This is a genomic window from Amycolatopsis nigrescens CSC17Ta-90 (assembly GCF_000384315.1).
GTDB lineage: Bacteria > Actinomycetota > Actinomycetes > Mycobacteriales > Pseudonocardiaceae > Amycolatopsis > Amycolatopsis nigrescens.
This window is the reverse complement of the sequence record NZ_ARVW01000001.1, coordinates 1,820,507-1,842,386: the sequence shown is the minus strand read 5'-3', so window position 1 is coordinate 1,842,386 and position 21,880 is coordinate 1,820,507. Positions and strand designations below refer to the sequence as shown.

Below are 21,880 nucleotides of genomic sequence, written 5' to 3'. Positions count from 1 at the left end.
TTTCGTTGGTGAAGTTCCCCCCGGTCTCCATCGCACCGAACTCGGTCGGGTGAACTGGAGTTGCCGGGGGCGAGGGGCGTTGGTTGCCTGTGATCCAACTGTTCGCCGACGGGCCGGAGTGATGCTGTGATCTCGGTGGCTGGTGCCGGCCGACTCGGGCGGCGAGTGTGGTCTTCGGTGCTCGCCGTGGCAGTGGCCTCTTCGGTGCTGATGCTGGGCTCCGGGCAGGCGGACGCGGCGACCTGGCCGGTGGAAGCCGAGCAGAATCCGTCCACTTTCGACTGTGCGCACCTCTACCACAGCAACATCCGCTCGGGCATGCAGTTCCGCACCGACACCTCGGGTGACGCGACCATCGAGAACACGGTGATCAGCAAGCGGCTTGGCACCGGGCTGCCGGAGTACTGGGCGACCAACATGGCGATGGGCAAGGACCCGGACACCGGCGCGGCGGCGGCGTTCTACTCCAGCTACACCACCGGGAACCTGAAGCTGTACAAGCAAGTTTCGGGTACCGGCACGGTGACCGACGAGATCGCCGGCGGCGCGACGCGGGACCTGCCGTCCGGGGTGAACTGGGGTGGCCTCACCGCGGACCCGGACAGCGGAATGCTGTACGGGGCGCAGAACGGTGGCGCGCCGAAACTGTTCGGAATGGACATGGCGACCGGCGCGACGACGGTGTGGACAAGGGGTCAGAACCTGACGTCGGTGCCGTCGAACGATCCGGTCTTCGCGGGCGGCACCCTGGTGCCCGACCTGTTCGTGGACTCCGACGGGGGTGCCTACTACGGCATCAGCTACGGCGGGTCGACCTACGTCTACCGGCTGGACCCGGCCACTGGCACCACGACCCAGGCGGTGCGGGTGACCGGGCCGGGGTCGGCCAACGGCTTCAACAACTACGGCATGGCCTACTTCAACGGCTCGATCTACCTGGGCTACTACGGTGGTGCACTGTACAAAGTGGACCCGAGTACCGGGGTGTCGGTTCAGGTCGCCGGTGGTAACGCGCAGAACAACCAGGTCGGGCGCATCAAGTCCGAGTCCGGCGGTTCGTGGCCGATCACCGATCTGGCCAGCTGCTCGGTCGCGCCGAACCTGACCGAGAATCTGGTCGTCCGCAAGAGCGCGACCCCGGCGACCGCGAAGCCGGGGGATACGGTGCGCTACACGCTGACCGTGACGAACGAGGGCAACGGGCCGGCGACCGCCACGGTCACCGATGACCTGTCCGGGGTGATCGACGACGCCGGCTACAACAACGACGCCGTGGCCAGCACGGGCGGCACCGACACCCCCACCCAGCCCGGCTACGACAGCGGGTCGGCAAAGCTGAGCTGGACCGGCGATATCGCGCCGGGCGCGACGGTCACCGTCACCTATTCGGTTACCGTCGGCGCCCCGCCCGGCGGGGACAAGCTGCTGAAGAACACCGTGACGGCACCGGAGAGCAACTGCGCCGAGGGCGGCACCGATCCGGACTGCTCGTCCGAAACGCCGGTGGCGCTGCTGAAGATCGCGAAGAGCGGCACACCGGACGAGCCCGGCCCCGGCGACACCGTCACCTACACCGTGACCCTGACCAACGACGGCACGGCCGACTGGACCGGTGCCACGGTCACCGACGACCTGGCGGACGTGCTCGACGACGCCACCTACCGCGATGACGCCACGGCGACCGGCTCCGACGGCGCCCCGGCCGGCACGCTGACCTACGACGGCGCGGGCCGGAAACTGCGCTGGGCCGGCGATGTGCCCCAGGGCGGCACGGTCACCATCACCTACTCGGTGACGGTCGACAATCCGCCCGGCGGCAATCGGCGGCTGACCAACCAGGTGGTGGGCCCGGACGGCTCCACCTGCCCGCCGGGCGGCACGGACCCCGGCTGCGGCACGGACGAGCCGGTCAGCGGTCTGGTGGTGAAGAAGTCGGCGTCCCCGGCCACGGTCAAACCGGGGGACACCGTCACGTACACGATCACCGCGGAGAACGTCGGCGGGGCGGCCGCGAACGGGGTCACGCTGACCGACGACCTGTCCGGCGTGGTCGACGACGCGGCCTGGAACGACGACGTCACCGCGACGACGGGCAGCACGTCCTACGACCCCGCGGTGGCGAAACTGAGCTGGACCGGCGACATCCCGGCCGGTCAGACGGTGACCATCAACTACACCGTGACGCTGCACGTTCCACCGACGGGTGACCGGAAGCTGCGGAATGCGGTCACCGGCCCCGAGGGCTCCACCTGCCAGCCCGAGAGCACCGATCCGGACTGCACCAGCGAGATTCCGGTGGGCGCGGTCGAAATCAAGAAGGTGGCGGACAAGCCGGACGCGAAGCCGGGCGAACGGGTCACGTACACGGTGACCGTGCGCAACACCGGCGAGGCCGATTACCCGGGCGCGTCCTTCAGCGACGATCTGTCCGGGGTGCTCGACGACGCCGCCTGGGACGACAACGTCACCGCGACGACGGGCAGCACGTCGTACGACGCCGGTGCGAAGCGGCTTTCCTGGACCGGCGACGTCGCCAAGGGCGAGACCGTGACGGTGACGTACTCGGTCACGGTCGGCACCCCGCCCGCCGGGGACAAGCGGCTGCGCAACCTGGTCACCGGCCCGGACGGTTCCACCTGCCCGGAGGACGGCACCGACCCGGACTGCTCGACCGACACCCGGATCGGGCTGCTGGAGCTGGTCAAGACCGCGGACCCGGCCACCGCCAAGCCCGGCCAGCGGGTCACGTACACGGTGACCGCGCACAATCCGGGCACGGGCGCCTACCCGGGCGCGCGTTTCACCGATGACCTGTCCGGCGCGCTGGACGACGCCGCCTACAACGACGACGCCACGGCCACCGTCGGCACGGTGACCTACACCGAGCCCACCCTGAGCTGGGTGCACGATCTGGCCGCGGGCGAAACCGTCACCATCACCTACTCGGTGACCGTCGGGACACCGCCCGACGGCGACAACGAGCTGCGCAACGCGATCACCGGTCCGGACGGTTCCGGCTGCCCTCCCGGCAACACCAAGCCGGAGTGCAATCCGGTCACTCCGATCGCGGAGCTGAACATCAGCAAGATCGCGTACCCGGCGGACCCGCAGCCCGGCGACACGATCACCTACAACATCCAGGTGGTCAACGACGGCAAGGTGAAGTACACCGGCGCCCAGGTCACCGACGATCTGTCCGGGGTGCTTGACGACGCCACCTACAACAACGATGCGGAGGCGACCGACGGGGCCGTTTCCTACCGCGCGCCGGTGCTGACCTGGACCGGTGACGTGGAGGTCGACGAGGCGGTCAACATCGTCTACACCGTCACCGTGCACAGCCCGCCGCAGGGCGACAAGCGACTGAAGAACGTGGTCACCGGCACCGACGACACCAACTGCCCGCCGGGCGCAACCGACCCGGACTGCGGTACCGATACGCCGCTGCCCGCACTGAAGGTCACCAAACGCGGTTCGCCGGCCGAGATCAAGACGGGCGACACCGTCACCTACACGATCACCGTGGAGAACGTCGGCGAGGCGGATTACCGGGCCGCTTCCTTCAGCGACGATCTGTCCGGGGTGCTCGACGACGCGACCTACAACGACGACGCGCGCGCCGATTCGGGCACTGTCGCTTTCGCTTCGCCGAAGCTGACCTGGACCGGTCCGCTGGCCAAGGGCGCCACCGCGACCATCACCTACTCGGTCACCGTCACCAACGCCGGCGATCACCGGCTGACCAACGTGGTCACCGCGCCAGGCTCGAACTGCGCGAAAGACTCCACCGACCCGGACTGCCGCACCCAGCTGCCCGCGCCCAAGCTGAAGATCACCAAGTCCGCCGAGCCGTCACCCGCGGCCCCCGGCGGCACGGTCGGCTACACCGTGACCGTCCGCAACACCGGCCAAGCCGCCTACCAGGACGCCTCGTTCACCGATGATTTGACCGGGGTGCTCGACGACGCCGTCTACAACAACGACGCGAAAACCACCGGCGGCACGGTCGACTACCAGCGGCCGTACTTGAGCTGGACGGGCACGGTCGAGGCCGGGGCGGAGATCACCATCCGCTACTCGGTCACCGTTGGCCGCCCGCCCCAGGGCGATCAGGTGCTCGGCAACGCGGTCACCAGCCAGGACGACACCAACTGCCCGCTCCCGGAACCGGCAGCAACTGCACTGACGGCACTGACCGCGTTGACGGCAAGGGGAGAGCCCGATCCGGACTGCGGCACCGAAACACCGGTGCGCTCGATGGTCATCGCCAAGCACGCGGAACCCACCGCCGTGCAACCGGGCGACAAGGTCAGCTACACCATCACGGTCACCAACACCGGCAAGGCCGGCTACGAAGAGGCTGCCTTCACCGACGACCTCACCGATGTGCTCGACGACGCGAGCTACAACGGCGACGTGCAGGCCACCGCCGGCACCGTCGAACTGGCCGTCCCGCGGCTCGCCTGGCGCGGACCGCTCGGGGTCGGGCAGACGGTGACGATCAGCTACTCGCTCACCGTCAAACCGGACCTCACCGGCGACCGGCACCTGCGAAACGGGGTCGTCTCCAGCACGCCGGGCGCCAACTGCGTCACCGGCACCGAAGCGGGCTGCTCCACCGACACCGAGGTCGACCCCGAGACAACCCCGCCCCAGCCCCCCGGCACGAAACCCCCGGTTCCGCCCGGTCAGCCGGATCCGGGAGCGCTCGCCGACACCGGCGCCCGGATCACCGATCTGCTCATCGGCGCGATCGTGCTCCTGCTCGCCGGGGTGGCCCTGCGCCTCGCGGGCAGCCGGCGCAGCTCCTGAGCGAACGGATCGCTTGCGGTGTGGGCAAAAGTACGGTGACGGCTGCTCGCGTACGTGGCTACTTTGGCTGCGTTCGACGAGAGGGGTTCAATGCCACCGGCATTCGAAGGCGATGTCGACGACCAGGGGGAAGAAGTACAGGAGGCCGGCCGGAAGGCAAGGCGCGGCGTGCGGGAATGGGTCCGCGCGGCGGGCCAGGGCACCGGCCGCGGGCTGCGCAAGGCGACCCCGTACGGGATGTACGCCTTTCTCACCGCGGCCGCGGTGGCGCCTATCGCGGGTTCCGCGCTGGGCGGTGCGGACGCCTTCGGCACCGCACTCGACCAGCTCGGCGGGATGGGCGGCAACTACCTGGCGAACCTGCTCTCCGAAACCGCCGACCGGATGCGCCGACAGGGTGTGGAGCCGTCGGACGAGCAGTGGCGGGACGCGGTCGCCGAGGAACTGCTGTCGCGGCTGGAAGCCTCCGACGACGAGACCCTGCACCTGCGCGGCGAGGTGGGCCAGGTGCTGCGTGCGGTGGACGGTATCTCCGCGGCACTGACCGAATCCGCCACCCACGCGCGCGACCTGCACCAGCAGCTGGTCGGCGCGATCGCGGTGCTGGGCAACGACTTCGACGAGTTCAGGTGGATGCTCACCGAGCTGAAGCAGGCGCTGGCCGAGTCGACAAGGACACTTGGCGACGTGCAGCGCGAGCTGCTGCTGGCGCGCACCGAACAACGCGAGCAGGGCGACGTCACGCACCGTTTCCTGGTCGCGGTGACCAAGGTGCGGCAATGGCTCAGGCCCGGCGGCACCGACGAGCGGGAAAAGCCCGAGCCGCCGTCCGACGGGCCGTGCCCGTACCCCGGCCTCACCAGTTTCCAGTTCGGCGATGCCGAATGGTTCCACGGCAGGGAGAACGCGGTCGCCGAGCTGCTGGCCAGGCTGGCCGAACGGCTCGACGGCTCCGGCCCGCTGGTGCTCGTGGGTGCTTCCGGCGCCGGGAAGTCCTCGTTGCTGCGCGCCGGTCTGCTGCCCGCGCTCGCCGCCGGCGACCTACCCGCTGCGGACTCCGCGGCCTGGCCCCGACTGTTGCTGACCCCTGGCGCGAACCCGCTCGACGAACTGGCCGCCAGGGTCGCAACGCTGGCCGGCGTTTCCGCCGTCGCCGTGGCGCGGCAGCTGCGGGAGGCACCGGCCGGATTCGGCGCGCTCGCCAGGCAGGCCGCGCTCGCCAGCGGTACGGAGTCGGCCCGGCTGGTGATCGTGGTGGACCAGTTCGAGGAGTTGTTCACCCAGTGCGCCGACGCGGGCGAACGGCTGGCCTTCGCCACCGCGCTGGCCCATGCCGGGCCGGCACTGGTGGTGCTGGCGGTCCGGGCGGACTTCTACGAGCAGTGCACCAGGCTGGAGCCCCTCGCACCGGCGCTGCCGGACCAGTTCGTGCTGGGCCCGATGACCCCGGCCGAACTGCACCGCGTGGTGACCGAACCCGCCGCGAAGGCGGGGCTGGCGGTGGAATCCGGGCTCGCCGAACGGCTGGTGGCCGACCTCGGGGGTGCGCGAAGGGATCGACTACGACCCCGGCGCGCTGCCGCTGCTGGCGCACGCGCTACTGGCCACCTGGCGGAACCGGCGGGGTAAAACCCTTACCGCACAAGGATATTTGGAAACGGGCGGGATCGAGCACGCGGTGTCCGGCACCGCCGAGCGGATTTTCGATGCGCTCGACGAATCCGGCCGGGAAGCACTGCGGCAGGCCCTGCTGCGGATGGTGACCGTCGTGGACGGCGGTGGGGTGGTCCGCCGCCGCGCCGACCAGCGCGAGCTGGACCCGGAAGTGCTCGGCCCGCTGATCGAAGCCCGGCTGGTGACCGCGGACCAGGACAGCGCGCAGCTCAGCCACGAAGCACTGCTCACCGCGTGGCCGCGGCTGCGGGAGTGGGTGGAGCAGGACCGGCACGGCCTGCTGGTGCGCCAGCAACTCGACGAAGCGGTGCGGTACTGGACGGAAAACGGCCGCGACGAAGGCGCGCTGTACCGGGGCGCGCGGTTGGCGTCCGCGCAGGATTGGGCCGACGGGCGCACCGACCTGACCGACGGCGAACGCGAGTTCCTGCAGGCCAGTGCGCGGGCACAGCAGCGCTCCACGCGCCGGCTGCGCGGGCTGGTCGCAGGGCTCGCCGTGCTGCTGGTGGCCGCGCTGACCGCGGGGGTGGTCGCGCTGGTGGCGCGCAACGACGCGGAACGCGACCGGCTGAGCGCGCTGTCCCGGCAGTTCGCCGCGGAGTCGCTGCTGAACGCCGACGCCGACCCCGGCGAGTCGATGCGGAAGGCCCTGTCGGCGTGGCAGGCCGGCCCCACCGCGGAATCGCGCGGCGCCCTGCTCTCGGCGTCGATGCTGACCTATCCGGCGACCTTCGCCTCCGGGCTCAACTCGGCCTTGAGCATGGACCTCAGCCCGACCGGCGACCTGGCGGCCGTTGGCGGGCCCCAGGGCAGGGTCGTGGTGTGGGACGTCCGCGCCAACCGGCCGCTGGACGCCGACTTCGCCGGGCACACCGAAGAAATATCCGACGTGGAGTTCTCTCCGGACGGTTCAATGCTGGCCACCGCGTCGGCGGAGAACGACGGGGTGCGGATCTGGGAAGTGCCCAGCGGACGCCTCGTCCGCACGCTGCCGGGGGTCTTCCAGGTGGCCTGGCGTCCGGATGGGCGGGGCGTCGCGGCGGTCGGCCTGGACGGGGATCTTCCGGTGGTCACCTGGACTCCGCTCAGTGGCGACGAGCTGCAACGGTTTCCCGGCAACGGTGAAATAATCCAAGATCTCGCCTTCAACGGGGACTCCAGCCGGCTGGCCGTGGCACGCCAAGGCGGCACCGTGGAGCTGTGGCGGGCCGATAACGCCACAGCCGCCACCCTGGTCACCCAGCTCGCCGAGCATCCGGCCGAGGGCGCCCTCCGGGTCGCTTTCGGTGCCGGTCTGCTGGCCACCAGCAGCCAGAACGACGTCATCATCCGGCTGTGGGACAGCGAAACGGGGGAGCGCGAGGACCCGATCAAGCTGGGCGGCGGTTTCGGGCCGGGGACGCTGGCGTTCACCCCGGACGGGCTGCGCCTGATGGCGGGCAGCGGAGCGGAGATCCAGCGCTGGGACATGAGCAGCCGCCAGCGGATCGGCAACCAGGCGTGGGACCGGGACACGGTGATGGACATCGCGGTGTCCGGGGACGGCAGGACGGTGGCCGCGGCGGCCGGGAACGGGACGATAACCCGCTGGCAGCGCAACACTTCCTGGTACACCCGCCCGACCGGATCGGTGATCAGCATCGCGTTCGCCCCGGACGGGAAGACGGTCGCCGCCACCGACGGCGACGGCCTGGTGCACCTCTGGGATCCGGGCACCGGCGAGAAGAAGGAGCAGTTCCACTCGGCCGGCAGCCTCACCGGCACCCTGCGCTACGGCCCGGACGGCACCAGGGTGGACGCCATCCAGAAGGGCGCCCTGCGGGTCACCGAACCGGACGGCCAGGTGCGAGCACTTCCCCTGCCTGGCAGGGAACTGCGCGGCGACATGGTCGTCTCACCGGACGGGAAGCTGATCGCGGTGGCCTCCGGCCTGCCGCTCGCGGTCGGCGACGACACTCCGGACGACTACCGCATCCACATCCTGGACACCGCGACCCTCGCCGAACGCCAGACGATCGAACTGGGCGAGTTCTCCGTCCAGAGCATGGTTTTCTCCCCGGACGGCGCGAACCTCACCGCGACCACGGCCGATTCGCAGGTCGCCGACGAAGGGGTTTCGATCACCACGATGCTGCGGACCTGGCGCACCACCGACTTCACCGAGGCATGGGCGGCCTCCACCGGTTCGGAGCTGATGACCGGGCTTGCGATCAGCCCGGACGGGCGGATCATGGCCACCGCGGGCGGAGACCGGCAGATCCAGCTCCGCGACCCGGCCAACGGCGAAGTGCTGCGCGACTTCGGGGTCCGGCACCCGTCCGCCGTGCGCGACCTGGCGTTCTCCCCGGACGGCCGGACGCTGGCCTCGGGCACCACCGACGACGCGATCGTCCGGCTGTGGAACGTCGACGACGGCAGCCTGCTGGCCAACGCCACCGGGCTGGTCGGCGCGCCCAACGACCTGGCGTTCTCCCCGGACGGCAGCATCCTGGCCGCCGGCGGCCAGGACACCGATGTCGCGCTCTGGCGGATCCGGCCGGAACGCGCGGTCGAGGAGGTCTGCCGGAACCTCGCCGACGGCGGCGCCACGGACCTCGCCGGCCTCGGTTGCCGGTGAACTCGGGACCGGTCCCGCGCCTGCTGAGTAGCTTGCGGCAATGGCTTGGTGGCGAAGAAAGAAGGGGCCGATCTCGGTCGTGGCGTTCGATCCGGCGGTGCTGACCGGAACGTTCCACCGGCCGGGCCTTGTCGTCGGCGGGCGCCGGTTGCCGCCGATCGCCGAACCGAGCTTCACCGACGGGGCGGAGGCGCAGGTCCGCGCGACGTATCCGGCCGGCACCGGGGCGGTGCGCTTCAACGCGCCGTACTACACGTTCGCCGAAGCGGGCTCGGCGGTCTACCTGGGTTCCGGCGGGCGCGCCGCCATCCTCGTCTGCCTGACTCCGGACCTCCGGCCCGAGCTGGACGGACTGGACGAGGCGATCCGGGAGGAGGGCGCGTCGCTGTACCTCGACGCGCACGAAGGCTTCCTGCGAGCTTCGCTGCTGCTCCCGTCGATGGATTTCGACCTGGACACCGGCCTGCTGCTCGAATCGGGGAACACCCAGGAGTTCCTGCGGGCCGCCTATGCCACCGAAACCGTGGAACTGCACATCTCCCATACCGACACCGACCGCCTGATGGCCGTCACCTGCGCGGTGCCACGAATCCGCGCGATTCTGGACGCGGGCTTCGACCTGATCACCCGGCCCGGCCCTGCCGATCTCCCCGCCGGCCTGAAAGAGGTCAACGGCTCGTTGTGCTCGTCGGCGTTCGTCTCGTTGCGGGTCACCGGCGAGGCCGAGCTCACGATGGGGTTCGACGTGGAGATCTGAGCCTTCAGGCCAGTGGTAGCCGGTCCAGCACGGAGTCGCGCCGCCGCTCGGCGTGGCTGACGTCGTCGGGCCCGTACCGCTGGGTCGTCTCGGCGAGGGCCCGGTAAACCAGTTCCGCCTCGATCGCCAGGATCCGGGCCTCGTCCACGGCGTCGCGACGCCGGCAGGTCTCGACCTGGCACTTCCACACCAGCGTCTCGTCGAGGCGGTGGAACTTGTCCCGGGCGCGGAGGGTCGCGTCGATGGCCTCGGGGGTGATCTCGTCTCCGTCCGGGCGGGGCAGGAAATGCGCCAGCCGCTCGGCGAGCGCGAACCGCGCGTCCGCGGCGGCGGCGAGCCGTCGATCCGACTGCAGGTACCTGGTCACGCTTTCCCCCGGCACGAGCTCGGCCTTGACCGGCGGCGACCACTCCGGCGCCAGGTTCAGCTCCGGATCGGTGACACTGATCCCCGGCCGGTCCAGCGCCCACAGCGCGCCCCTGGCCGCGGTGATCGCGCCGGTGGCGGCCGTGCGGCCGGTGGCCTGCAGGCACGCCAGCGACCGCAGGCGCATGACCTCCCCGTACGTGACGCGAGGACCGAAGTCGTCCAGGGCGCCGCAGACGACGCGGAACAGCACGGTCTCCGCCCTGGTCGCCGCCTGCACGAAGCGGAACGCGTCGCCCCGGCCGGTGAAACCGCCCGGCCCACGGGCCGCCCAGGCCGTCTCGACCTGTTGCACGAGCTTCAGTGCCTTCCGCCGCAGCCGCGTGTCGTCCTTGGGCATAGCCGACCGTAACGGCCACCGGCCGGGACCGGTCCCGGTAGGCCGGAAGCTGCCAGCCCGCTGGGTTACTGTGCCGGGCATGCCTCTTGTCCGGCGTCGGCCCGATCCCTTTGGCAGACCGGGAAGTCCGGGAAGGCAGGCCGGGCTCAGCTTGCCCTTCCTCGTGCACATCGCGCTGTGGCTGCTCCTCGGCATGGCGCTGACGGCGGTCGCGGTCTGGTTCCTGTGGTGGGCACTCGGTTCGCCCGAGCTGACCGCGGACCCGAAACCGCTGGCACCGCGGGACAAGCTGGACGGGCTGAAGATCGCGTTCGCCGTGGTCGCCGGGATCGGCGGGGTGATCGCGCTGACCGTGGCCTACCGGAAGCAGCGGCTCGGCGAGGCCGCCGAGCGCCGGGCGGACACCACGGCCTTCACCGACCGGTTCGGCAAAGCGTCCGAGCTGATGGGTTCGGAGCGAGCGGCGGTGCGGCTGGCCGGGGTGTATGCGATGGCCGCGCTGGCCGACGACTGGCACGAGCAGCGGCAGACCTGCATCAACGTGTTGTGCGCCTACCTGCGGATGCCTTATGACCCACCCGGTGGCCTCGGACGCGGGCGGCCACGGGAACGACCGCACCGGTTGGGGCTGCGGAAGTCGGGCCGCCCGCGGCACGAGACCTGTTCGCCGGTCCGCCGGGACGAGGACCCGCGCGAGGAGCGGCAGGTACGGCGCACCGTGCTCGCGGTGATCACCGCCCACCTGCGTCCCGGCGCGGCGAATTCGTGGCAGGGCTGCGGTTTCGACTTCACCGGCGCGACCTTCGACGGTGGTGAATTCGTCGGAATCGTCGTGCCGAGGGGTACCGCGCTGATCTTCAACGACGCGGAGTTCGTCGGTGGCGAACTCAACTTCCGGCGGGCACGGTTCTCCGGCGGCATCCTCGACTTCGAGGGGGCGGAGTTCTCCGGCGGCACCGTCGATTTCGGCCGCGCGGAGTTTTCCGCCGGTGACATCGACTTCCGGCGCGTGAAATTCTCCGGCGGCAAGGTCAGCTTCCATTCGGCTTCGTTCGGTGTCCTCCCGTACTTCGACGCCTGGCCGGACGGGCCACCGAGCGGACTGACCCTGCCGCCCGCCGCGACCGACGGCTGACAGGACCGCGCACCCCTGGTGAGCCGCCCTGTTCGACGGACTACACGCACGTGTAGTAACCATCTCGCATGGGTAGTCAGGTACACGTGTGGATAGGCGGTCGAAGGTGAGCGAACCCGATCCGGAGGACCTCACCGCTCGCGCGCGGATCCGGGACGCGGCGCTGCGGCATTTCGGCGAGCACGGCTTCGACCGGGCGACGATCCGCGGGATCGCCGAGACCGCGGGCGTGTCCTCCGGGCTGCTGCGCCACCACTTCGGCTCCAAGGAAGCGCTGCGCGACGCCTGCGACGCCTATCTGGCCAGGGCCCTGCACAAGATCAACGACCAGGTCCGGGCCGATGGCGGCGCCGGTGAGGTCAACTACGTGGCGGTCGCCGGTACCGCTTTCGGCCCGTATCAGCGGTACGTCGCGCGTGCGCTGACCGAAGGCCGGGCGGCGCCGCTGTTCGACAAGCTGGCCGAGCTGGGCGCGCAGTGGCTGGCCGAGACCGACCGCGAGCGCCTGGGCGCTCATCCTGATCTTCGCGCACGTCATCGCGCTCTACCCGGTGCTGATGGTCCAGCGGCTGTGCGCGGAGGAGACCACCGGCAGGGCCGAGGCGGTGCAGGCCACCACGATCACCCGGCTCCGCTGGGCCGCCGGGCATCTGGTGGTGGCCGGCCTCGGCACCGCGCTCCTGCTCGCCGTCGCCGGGGGAGTGTTCGGCACCTTCTACGCACTACTCGTCGGCGATCCCGCGGACATCACCCGCATCCTCGCCGGGACGCTGGGCACCCTCCCCGCGGCCTTGCTGGTCGGCGCGGTCTGCACGCTCGCCTACGGGCTGCTGCCCAGTGCCTCGGTGGCGATCGCCTGGACCGTCTGGATCGCGGTGGCGGTACTGGGCAGGGCGGCCGGCCCGTTGTACGGACTGTGGGGCGGAACGGCTTTCGAGCCCTTCCACTACATCCCGAACACCGTCGCCGGAGCCTCCTTCGACCCCGTGCCCGCACTCGCCATGCTCGCGCTGTCCGCGGTCCTGCTCGGTGGCGGCCTGTTCGCCCTCCGTCGTCGCGACTTCGGCTGAACCGGCCGCTCTCACGATCTCCTCAGCTCGTTGCCAGGTCGCTCTAACCGGTCGCCCAGCACGATGTGGGCGTGCCGAGAGCCGAGCTGCGAGGAGAGTGAAACGGTGTTCGAAAAAGTGACCGGGAACGTGGACCGGCGCGGGTTTCTCCGCCGGACCGGGCTGGCCGCCGGTGCCGCCGCGACCGTTCCGTTGCTGGGCACCGCACCGGCGAGCGCGGACCCGCTCGCCGACCCGGACCGGCTGTTCAAGGCCGGCCGGTTCCGGGAGGCCGACCTCGGCTACCAGTACCTGCTGCACCAGGACTCCGGCAACGCCCACGCCGCAGGCAGGCGCGGCTACATCGCGCTCCTGTCCAACCGGTACGACCAGGCCGAACGGCACCTGGCCACCGCGATCCGGCTGGCTCCCGGCGACACCTCGGCGAAGCGGCGGCTCGCGGACTGCTTCGTCCGGCAGAACGACTTCGCCCGCGCGGCGCCGCTGATGCGGGAGGCCGGGCAGGACGCGTTCGCCACCCAGTACGCCAGTATCACCGGCACCCCGTACGAGGTGCACGGTGCCGAGTGCGCCCGGCTTCCGTTTCGTGGCATGGATCCCCTTCCGCTGGTCGATGTCGGGGTGAACGGGCTGGAGAACAAGCCGTTCCTGCTCGATACCGGGGCACCGTTCGTCACCGTCTCGATGAAGGTGGCCAAGGAGGCCGGGCTGCGCGCGGTGGCCACCGTGCAGGCCGGCATCCCAGGCCAGACGACGACCTTCTACCTCGGCGTCGCGGACTCGTTCCGCCTCGGCGGCATCGAACTGTGCAACGTCCCGGTCGGCTGGCACGACCTCACCATGCCGGCCCCGCCGGGGGCTGCCCAGCCCGCGGGCGTGTTCGGCACCGGGGTTTTCCACCGGTTCCTGACCACAATGGACTACGCGGGTGGGGCGCTGATCCTGCGCCGGAAGACCAGGGAGAACCTGCGGCGGTACCAAGCGCAGGCCCGGCGGGCCGGGGCGGAGGTGCTGCCGTTGTACTTGCCGTCGTCACCGCTGATCCCGTGCACCATGGGAAGTGTCAACGACCGGGGGCCGAAGCTGGTCTCGCTGGACACCGGCGGCGCCGGTCTCGGCGTTGTCACCACCGAAGAAACGGCGAAGCAGGCCGGGATCGAGCCGGACTACGAGCATCCGGAATGGTTCAACGGCACCATCAAGTGCTACCCGATCCTCGCCGAAAAAGTGAGCCTCGGCAAGGCGGTCAACCGGCGGGTGCGCGGTGTCGCCGGGCCGCTGCTGTTCGACGACGCCTATCAGTTCGACACCTTCGCGAACGTGACGCACAACTTCTTCAAGCCGTTCGCCATCACTTTCGACTATGCGGACATGGACTTCTACGTCACTGAAACGCAATTCATGGCAGACTAATGATTCGCTAAGAATGGTTCACCCCGTTGGAGTATTTCAACCGGGAGAAGGGTGCGGGAGCCTGACTGCGGGGAAATGAACCAGCGAGCAGGGGGGGCGGAATCATGATCGGATACCCGAATTTTCGCGAAGGAATTCGACCTTTGCGCAAGGCGTTGGTCGTCGCGGCGTCGGTAGCCGCGGCGACGGCGGTGGTCGCGACGGCACCGTCCGCGGCGGCCGCCGAGCCCGCCGCGCGCACCACAGCGCAGACATCAACGGCGCAGGCATCGGCTGGCCCGTCCACCTACCCGGATTGCCAGTCCGTGCGGATGTACGTGCGGCACACCTTCACGGTGCAGTACCGGTGCTGAGCCGGTTCGCGGGCGGCGCGCGATCGGGGCTGGTGATCGAGTAGATTCGGCGGTATGCGCGTGTTGTTCGCCAGCCTCGCGTCGGTGGGGCACACCTACCCGCTGATCCCGCTCGCGATCGCCGCGCGGGACGCCGGGCACGAGGTGCACTTCGCCGCCGGGGAGGGCGTGCACGCGCCGCTGGCCGCGAACGGGCTGCGGCCCTTTCGCCCGGCGGATTCGTTCTACGAGATCTACGCCGAGGATCTCGAACCCGAACTGGCGCGGTTGCGGCCGGACCTCGTGGTGCACGAATGGGGCCTGCCCGGGGCGGCCGTGGCCGCGCACCGGGCCGGAATCCCCGGCATCTGGCACGGGTTCGGCCGCATGGTCCCGGCAGGAATCGGGTTCGAGCTGCCCACCAGCAACGCCGAGGCCGGCGGCCGGCCGCATCTCGACATCTGCCCGCCTTCCTTGCAGGACAAGGACTTCCTTGCTACTGGCAACCGCATTGAACTGCGTCCGGTGCCGTACTCCACCCCGGGCCCGCTGGCTGTGTTGCCCAGACTGGACAGCGGGCCCGATTCGAAGCCGCTGATCTACCTGACCCTCGGTACCGCGTTCGGCACCCCGGAGCTGCTCAGCACGACGCTCGGGGGACTGGCGGCGCTGGACGCGCGCGTGGTGGTCGCCACCGGCCGGGTGGACCCCGAGCTGCTCGGTGACGTGACGGACCAGGTCACCGTGCGGACCTGGTGGCCGCAGGCCGACTTGCTGCCGCACGTCGATGTGGTCGTGCACCACGGCGGCAGCGGCACCACCCTCGGCGCACTCACCGTCGGTGCCCCGCAGCTGATCCTGCCCCAGGGCGCCGACCAGTTCGCCAACGCCGAGGCCGTCAGCGCCGTGGGCGCCGGAGTGCGCCTGCTTCCCGGCGAGCTGAGCGCGGAAGCCATCGCCGAACAGACCCGGAAACTGTTGCCGCGGCAAGGAAACACCATCCACCGCGACGCGGCTCGCGCGATCGCCGAGGAGATCGCCCGAATGCCCTCCCCGGACGAGGTCGCCCGCCGGCTGCCCGAATACGCCCAGCCGGACTGAGCCGGACTGGGCTGCACCGGACCTGGTCAGTATCCCTTGTACAGCAGGATCCTCCCGGTGAAGTTCTCCTCGGAGAAAGCGAAGCGCCGGCCGTCCGCGAGTTGCATCGCCGTCACCGCGTGCCGCATGTCGTGCCACCCCGACCGGTAGGCGACCTCCGGCCCTGGCACCAGCGAGCCCGCCCTGGACCCGGTGGCCGCGTCGTAGAGCCGGATCCGGCCGCGCAGCAGGTTCGTCGGCCCGGCCAGGTTGCCAACGTAGACCCGGTCTCCGGCCGCGGTGAGGGTGTAGAGCTGGCAGAACTTGTTCGGGTCGTAGGGACAGAACGCGACATCGTCCGGCATTTCGTTGATCCAGGTCGGTGCCGGTGTCTGCCCGGACTTCGTCTTCTCGTAGAACTTGTCGAACCTGGCCAGCCGCCAGCCGGTCCGCAGCTCGCGGTCGTCCACCGTCCGGCCCAGCAGGTACAGCGTGTCCGTCGCCGACTGGTACACGAGCGAGTGCGCGACGGCGAACGGCTGCGGCATCTTGAGGACTTCGACGTTCTTCGTGTCGTAGACCGGGCTGCCGTTCTCGAACGCCCCGGTGAACTGCACCCGCTTCAGCGCCCACTTGTTGGTGGGACTGTCCCAGCCGCTGATCCACAGGTCACCGGCGCGGTGGTTCGGCAGGTTGTCCTGTTCGGACACGCTCCAGTTCGACCGGCCGCCGAGGTACATCGGCGCGTCGTACTCCCCGGTGTCGAACTGGCAGTCGTTGTTCTTGTCCCGCCACGACCAGAGGAAGTCGTCCGTCCGGCCGGGTACCGGGTACTTCGTCGGCTCGTTCGGCGGCCAGACGGCGTTGTCCGCGTTCTCGGTGAACATCACCGACGTCTGGGTATGCCTGTCGTCGGTGAACTTGTAGACGCCGAGCCTGCTCACGTCGCCCTGCCCGGTGGCGAACAGGAACTTGTTCTTGTTCGGCCCCAGGTGCCGGACCGCGATCGCGGACTGCTGCCCCTGCGTGCCGGACACCCGCGCGTCGTTCGGGCAGCGCGCCCGGTCGGTCATCAGCGTCGTGTTCTGCGGCGACCATTCCGTGCCGGGCACCTGGCTGTCGAGGTTCAGCCCGTACCGGTGCGTGGGGGAGTAGACGGTGCTCGGTGACGCCGGGTCGTGCGCGACCATCGATGTGCTGATGTAGCTCTGCGCCTGACCTTCCAGTGCCTTCGTGCGCCCGTTGAAGCGCCGCACGTCGAAGTACTGGGGAGAGGCCGCGGCCGAGGCGCCGACGCCGTTGCCGGCCACGTAGTAGTTGCCGGCGTTGTCGACGGCCACCCCTTTCAGCCCGTCGAACCGCGACGGGCCGTATTCACCGCGGGCCGCCGAGACCCCGCCCGGGTCGCCGAGGCGCAGGGACGGAATCTCCGGCAGCGCCGGCTTCGTGGTGTCGAAAACCTGGATCTGCTGTACCGCGGGCGCGTCGTTGGCCACGTAGAGGCGCCCCTGCACATCGGTGGACACCGCGCTCGGCAGCAGGCCGGTCAGGCGCCGTCCCGCCACGAGACCACCAGCGGGGTTGACGAGATACTCCTGAACGGTGCTGCCCACGATCACCCACAGGCTCCCCGGCGCGCCGTACGCCATTCCCTTGGGGTCTTGGGCGGTGATCGTGGTGACCGGCGTGGTGAACTGGTCCTTGCGGTAGACGCGGATCTCGTTGAGCTTCCGGTGGGACAGGAAAAGGTACTGCGAACTGGCTGCCAGGCCGCGAATGCTCTGCGGCATCCCCGCGCCGGTCTGCGGGTCGCCCGACGGCGGCGAGTCCGGCAGGCACAGATCGCCGGGCGCGCCGACGCCGGGGAAGGGCACCGTTGGCACGGCCGCGTCCTGCTGCACCGCACTCCTGGCGTAGCGCGCCACACAGGACCTGTCGACCTTGTTGTCCGCGCCGTACATGGGGAAAGTGGCGTAGAGGTAGTCGGCGTCGCCGGTGACGGCGAGGCCGCCCAGGTTCCGGCCGTACGGGCCCAGCCTGCCGTACGGGCGGATCACTCCCTGACCGCCCACCGTTTCGTAGGAGTAGACACCGGTGGCATTACCGGCTTCCGACCACTGCGCGTTGGTGTAGATCAGCGTCCGGCCATCGGGTGTCGGCACGGGGTCGACCCACAGCGCGTGCACGTTCTGGCCAACGTGCCGTTCCTTGGTCGGGTTGTTGTCCGACGCGTACTTCGCCGAATCTTCGGGAAGCATCGTCTTCCCGATCCACGACGTGCGGAAGGGCATGTTCTGGATTTCGTAGACCGCGACGTTGTCGATGAACACCTCGGGCGCGTCGCCCTGCCAGCCTCGGGCGAGGCCGAACGCCGGTCCGAACCGGACGTCGCCCTGGCCGTCGCGCATCGCGGTGGTGTCGAGCTCGATCGTGTCCGCGGTGCCGACCTCGACGTTGTTCAGGAAGTAGCGGTAGCTGACCTGCCCGGTGTCGTCGGAGGTGTCGGCGCGCGTGCCGCCGTTCGTGACGACGTCGGCCCGGATCTGCAGCACGCCGAACTGGTCGGCCGACGGGCCGAGGTCGATCGTCCTGTTGCCGATTCCGCCCGGGCTGGTCAGTCCCAGCCCGCCGCGGTCGAGATACGGCTGCGGGCGGAGGTTGTAGCGCGCGCCGGCGTGCCGGGTGGCGACCACGTTCGTCGAGATCAGGAAGCTGCGCCTGGTCTCGGCGTTCGGCCGCACCGGGATCGGGACCAGGTGCTCGTTGTCGGCGCGCACGTCCGTGCCGGGGTCGGCGGGGCCGGTCGTCCCGTCCACCCTGGTCCCGGTGGCGGGCGGGCTGGCCGCGCCGTCCGGTGGCGCCCCGCCCGGCCGGAACCTGCTGTGCCCCAGCCAAAGGGCGGTGCCGTCGAACCAGCTGTAGTCGCCGAGGTAGCTTCCGGCCGGCGGGAGGCGGCTGGGGAAGTGCGTGTCCACCCGCTCGCCGCAGCACGTCGTCTTGTACGCGATGTCGTACATGCCGTCGTTCTGGGTGCCGCTGCGGTCACGGCGGTAGTCGAAGAGCCGCAGGCTCGGCCTGGCGGGCGAACCGTAGGCGCCGTGCATCCGCATACCGGTGCCGTCCAGGCTGTCGGTGCCCTTTTCGCTTTCCCCGAACCGGAGGATGTAGTGCGCCTCGCCGAGCGACTCGCCCGGCGCCAGGTAGGTTCGGGAAGGTTGCTGGTCCGCCGGCTCGGCCTGGATCAACGGACCCTGCAGCCCGGCCACTATCGCCACGACCGCCAGTACGACAGCACTCCGCTTAGCCATGCGCCCGAGCCTGCCGGTGATCATGCCCGGCCGGGAATGCCCGATGAGGCGGCAGGACGGGCAGGCCTTCGGTCACTGGCGAACAGGTGTTTCATCGGGATTTCATGGCCCGCCCATAGCCTCGCCCCTTGGAGCAAGCTATCCACCTGAGGGGAACCATGACCAGAACCATTTCTCGGCGCGCCCGCGTCGGCGTGGCGCTCAGCGCCGCCGTCGTCGTCACTGTCGCCGGCGTGGTCGGGACCACGATCGCCGTGGCGGACCCGGCCGAAGGCACCGTCGTCAACGCCGGAGCGGACGATGCGGTCGCCGGCAAGTACATCGTCGCGCTCAAGAACACCACAGACCACACAGCCACCGATCGGCTCGCCGAAACCTACGGCGCGACGGTCGATCACCGGTACCGCGCCGCGATTCGCGGGTTCTCCGCGCGGATGGACGAAACGCAGGCGAAGCGGATGGCCGCCGATCCCGGTGTCGCTTCAGTGGAGGCCGTGCGGGCGGTGCGGAGCGATGCCCCCGCTCCCACCGCCGCGCCGGCCGCCTCGGAGGTGTCCAGCTGGGGGCTGGACCGCATCAACCAGCGCGATCTCCCGCTGGACGGCGACGCCACGCGGTCGGACGCCGACGGTGGCGCGGGCGTCACGGTGTACGTGCTGGACAGCGGGGTGCGGGTGACCCACGAGGAGTTCGAGGGCCGCGCGGTGTCCGGCTGGGACTTCGTGGACAACGATCCCGACGCGAACGACGCCTGCGGGCACGGCACCCACGTCGCGGGCACGGTGGCCGGCAAGAACTTCGGGGTGGCCCCGAAGGCGGAGATCGTCTCGGTGCGGGTGCAGAGCTGCGACCTGACCCTGGTCGCGGCCGACTCGGTGCTGGCCGGGGTGGACTGGGTGACGGCCAACGCGAAGCGCCCGGCCGTGGTGAACATGAGCCTTGGTTACCCGGGCAGCTCTCCCGCGCTGGAGAACGCCATCCGCGGCTCGATCGCCTCCGGCATCACCTACTCGATCGCCGCGGGCAACTACTTCGTGCCGGCGTGCATGTTCTACCCGTCCAACGTCCGCGAGGCGATCGTGGTCGCCAACTCCAACCAGGGCGACGGCCGCGCGCCGGAGAGCCAGTGGGGCGACTGCGTCGACCTGTTCGCGCCGGGCACCGACATCGTGTCGTCGACCTTCGACAGCGACCAGAGCAGCGGCGCGAAGAGCGGCACCTCGATGGCGGCGCCGCACGTGGCGGGCGCGGCGGCGCTGTACCTGGCGCACAACCCCGGTGCGTCGCCGGAGGACGTGCGCGGCGCGCTGGTCGGCAGCGCGACTCCCGACAAGATCGGCTTCGCGTTCCCCGGCACGCCGAACCTGTTGCTGTACACCGGTTCCTGAACCGAGGACGTCCCGATGGGCGGTCCGGCCTCAGGCCGGGCCGCCCTTGGCGTTTAGCCGGCGAACCGCTTCGCGAGGTCCCGGAGCTGTTGCGCGGCCTTGAGCGCCTGCTCGCCGCTGATGTTCATGCCGGGCGTCCGGCCGAGGCGTTCGATCTGGTCGGCGTAGCGCAGGTGTTCCCGGTGCGCGTGCTCCCGGCAGGGCAGGCAGGTGACGCTTTCCGGGTGCGGGGAGGTCATCGCATAGGGCGCCCGTAGCCCGCAGCCGGTGGTGACGACGGCCGGCGAATCGGTGACGAGGCCGAAGGTGGACGCGATCGCGTTGCGAACGGCGGCGCCGGCGAGCAGCACCTTCCGCTCGACGTGGATGTGCGGATCGTCCTCGCTCATCGAACCAGGCTAGCCGGTGCGGGCGCAGATATGTTGCGCTGCGTGATCACCCGGATGTGCCGGTTTCTCATGCTTCCCAGCTGTCGACCGCGGGCCGGACGGCCTCAAGAATCAGAAAGGTCAGCTCATGGCCGAGGGGAGTCGAGGGGAGACGGTTGTGGCGCGAAGAGCGGTGCGTGCGGCGGCGGCGGTGGTCATGACGGCCGGGGTGTTGGTGCCGGGGACCGCCGCCGGGGACCAGGTGCCGGGCTGGCAGCGGGTCGGCGACGGCATCACGGGTGGGGTCAGCGGTGTCGCGGCGGTCCAGGACGCCCCGGTGGGCCCGCACCGGGCCGAGGTGATCGTGGTGAAGGACAACAAGAAGGACGGCCAGCCACGGGTGAGCGCGATCGAGCTCAGGCCGGACGGTCCGCCGGAAGTGCGGGACCTGAGGTGGGAGGATCCGGCCGGCCGGGCGCCGCCTAGGGACCTGGAGGCGCTGGACGCCGTACCCGGCCAGCGGGACCAGTACCTCGCGCTGGCCAGCGAAGGCACCGTGTACCGCATCGTCGTGACCGGCGGAACGGCCACCGTGCAGGGCGATCCCCTCTCCCTCCCCGGCAAGCTGCCCGGTGACGACTACGAAAGCTTCGCCGTCTTCCAACACACTTCGGGCCAGCTGTTCGCGGTGTGGGCCTCCCGCGGCAAGAGCGAGCTGGCGTCCCTCGTGCGCGCCGCGCCGCTCACCCTCGGCGTCGGCACGCCCATCGTCACCGAGGAGTTCGCGGTGCCGTTCCCGGACGAGGACGAGGTCCGGCACATCAGCGACCTCAAGGTGCGCCAGGACGGCACCGTGCTGGTGTCCTCCGCTTCGGACCCCAATGTGGACGACGGGCCGTTCAGCTCCGCGGTCTACGACGCGGGGCGGCTGGTGGTGAGCAGCGAGCGCCGGCCCGTACTGGAGCTGAAGACACCGGGACAGCTCACCGCGCTGCGCCAGTTCGACAAGCAGGACAACCGCAAGATCGAGGCGATCCTCTTCCTGCCGGACGGGCAGCAGCTCTGGGGGACCGACGACGAGAACAACGGCGGATCGGTCCGGTTCGACCAGGTCACCCGCTAGCCGAAAAAATCTTGGGGAAAGTTGTCGCGGAGGTGTC

The 21,880-nt window shown here is 70.3% G+C and carries 14 protein-coding genes and 1 pseudogene; 12 read left to right on the top strand and 3 right to left on the bottom strand.

Translation table 11 applies throughout. The annotated features are described in order from the left end of the window. Positions 1-186 precede the first annotated feature (186 nt). From AMYNI_RS0108425 to AMYNI_RS44035, 4 genes are all read left to right on the top strand, one after another. Positions 187-4,812, top strand: a complete 4,626-nt coding sequence (locus AMYNI_RS0108425) for a DUF7927 domain-containing protein (protein ID WP_245573904.1) — start codon at positions 187-189, stop codon at positions 4,810-4,812. 90 nt (positions 4,813-4,902) lie between these two features. Continuing rightward, positions 4,903-6,441, top strand: coding sequence for an ATP-binding protein (locus AMYNI_RS47120; protein ID WP_026360194.1), 1,539 nt, complete (start codon positions 4,903-4,905; stop codon positions 6,439-6,441). Beyond that, the gene (locus AMYNI_RS47115; protein ID WP_020667561.1) at positions 6,356-9,103 is read left to right on the top strand and encodes a WD40 repeat domain-containing protein; all 2,748 of its coding nucleotides are present in this window, start codon (positions 6,356-6,358) and stop codon (positions 9,101-9,103) included. The genes AMYNI_RS47120 and AMYNI_RS47115 overlap by 86 nt, the downstream gene beginning before the upstream one ends. A 40-nt stretch (positions 9,104-9,143) precedes the next feature. Beyond that, on the top strand, positions 9,144-9,860 hold the full coding sequence (locus AMYNI_RS44035) for a hypothetical protein (RefSeq protein WP_157357294.1): 717 nt from the start codon (positions 9,144-9,146) through the stop codon (positions 9,858-9,860). 4 nt (positions 9,861-9,864) lie between these two features. Here AMYNI_RS44035 and AMYNI_RS49525 read toward each other — a convergent pair whose 3' ends face one another. Continuing rightward, complete coding sequence (locus tag AMYNI_RS49525) at positions 9,865-10,626, bottom strand: hypothetical protein (protein ID WP_020667559.1); 762 nt, start codon at positions 10,624-10,626, stop codon at positions 9,865-9,867. A gap of 151 nt (positions 10,627-10,777) precedes the next feature. On the opposite strand from AMYNI_RS49525, the gene AMYNI_RS49520 reads away from it, so the two are divergent. From AMYNI_RS49520 to AMYNI_RS0108375, 6 genes and pseudogenes are all read left to right on the top strand, one after another. Continuing rightward, positions 10,778-11,761, top strand: coding sequence for a pentapeptide repeat-containing protein (locus AMYNI_RS49520; RefSeq protein WP_169515719.1), 984 nt, complete (start codon positions 10,778-10,780; stop codon positions 11,759-11,761). An 88-nt stretch (positions 11,762-11,849) separates the two neighbouring features. Beyond that, a pseudogene (locus AMYNI_RS50485) lies at positions 11,850-11,990 on the top strand (TetR family transcriptional regulator); the annotation flags it as partial. Between the two features lie 328 nt (positions 11,991-12,318). Continuing rightward, positions 12,319-12,831, top strand: a complete 513-nt coding sequence (locus AMYNI_RS49745) for a hypothetical protein (RefSeq protein ID WP_211225470.1) — start codon at positions 12,319-12,321, stop codon at positions 12,829-12,831. Between the two features lie 105 nt (positions 12,832-12,936). Beyond that, entirely contained in the window at positions 12,937-14,244 is a 1,308-nt protein-coding gene (locus AMYNI_RS0108385) for a retropepsin-like aspartic protease (RefSeq protein WP_020667555.1), read from the top strand. A gap of 143 nt (positions 14,245-14,387) precedes the next feature. Next, a complete protein-coding gene (locus AMYNI_RS0108380; protein WP_020667554.1) occupies positions 14,388-14,597 on the top strand; it encodes a hypothetical protein in 210 nt (69 codons plus the stop codon). Between the two features lie 54 nt (positions 14,598-14,651). After that, positions 14,652-15,677, top strand: coding sequence for a glycosyltransferase (locus tag AMYNI_RS0108375; protein ID WP_020667553.1), 1,026 nt, complete (start codon positions 14,652-14,654; stop codon positions 15,675-15,677). Positions 15,678-15,703: 26 nt separating this feature from the next. On the opposite strand, the gene AMYNI_RS0108370 is transcribed toward AMYNI_RS0108375, so the two are convergent. Beyond that, complete coding sequence (locus AMYNI_RS0108370; RefSeq protein WP_157357291.1) at positions 15,704-18,964, bottom strand: NHL repeat-containing protein; 3,261 nt, start codon at positions 18,962-18,964, stop codon at positions 15,704-15,706. Between the two features lie 158 nt (positions 18,965-19,122). Here AMYNI_RS0108370 and AMYNI_RS44025 point away from each other — a divergent pair, with 158 nt between their 5' ends. Further along, positions 19,123-20,352 (top strand): S8 family peptidase, encoded by a 1,230-nt coding sequence (locus AMYNI_RS44025; RefSeq protein ID WP_051116288.1) that lies wholly within the window; start codon positions 19,123-19,125, stop codon positions 20,350-20,352. A gap of 53 nt (positions 20,353-20,405) precedes the next feature. Here the strand turns inward: AMYNI_RS44025 and AMYNI_RS0108360 are convergent, their stop codons facing one another. After that, a complete protein-coding gene (locus AMYNI_RS0108360) occupies positions 20,406-20,741 on the bottom strand; it encodes a hypothetical protein (protein ID WP_020667550.1) in 336 nt (111 codons plus the stop codon). A 157-nt stretch (positions 20,742-20,898) separates the two neighbouring features. On the opposite strand from AMYNI_RS0108360, the gene AMYNI_RS44020 reads away from it, so the two are divergent. Further along, positions 20,899-21,843, top strand: a complete 945-nt coding sequence (locus AMYNI_RS44020) for a hypothetical protein (RefSeq protein WP_157357290.1) — start codon at positions 20,899-20,901, stop codon at positions 21,841-21,843. Positions 21,844-21,880 lie beyond the last annotated feature (37 nt).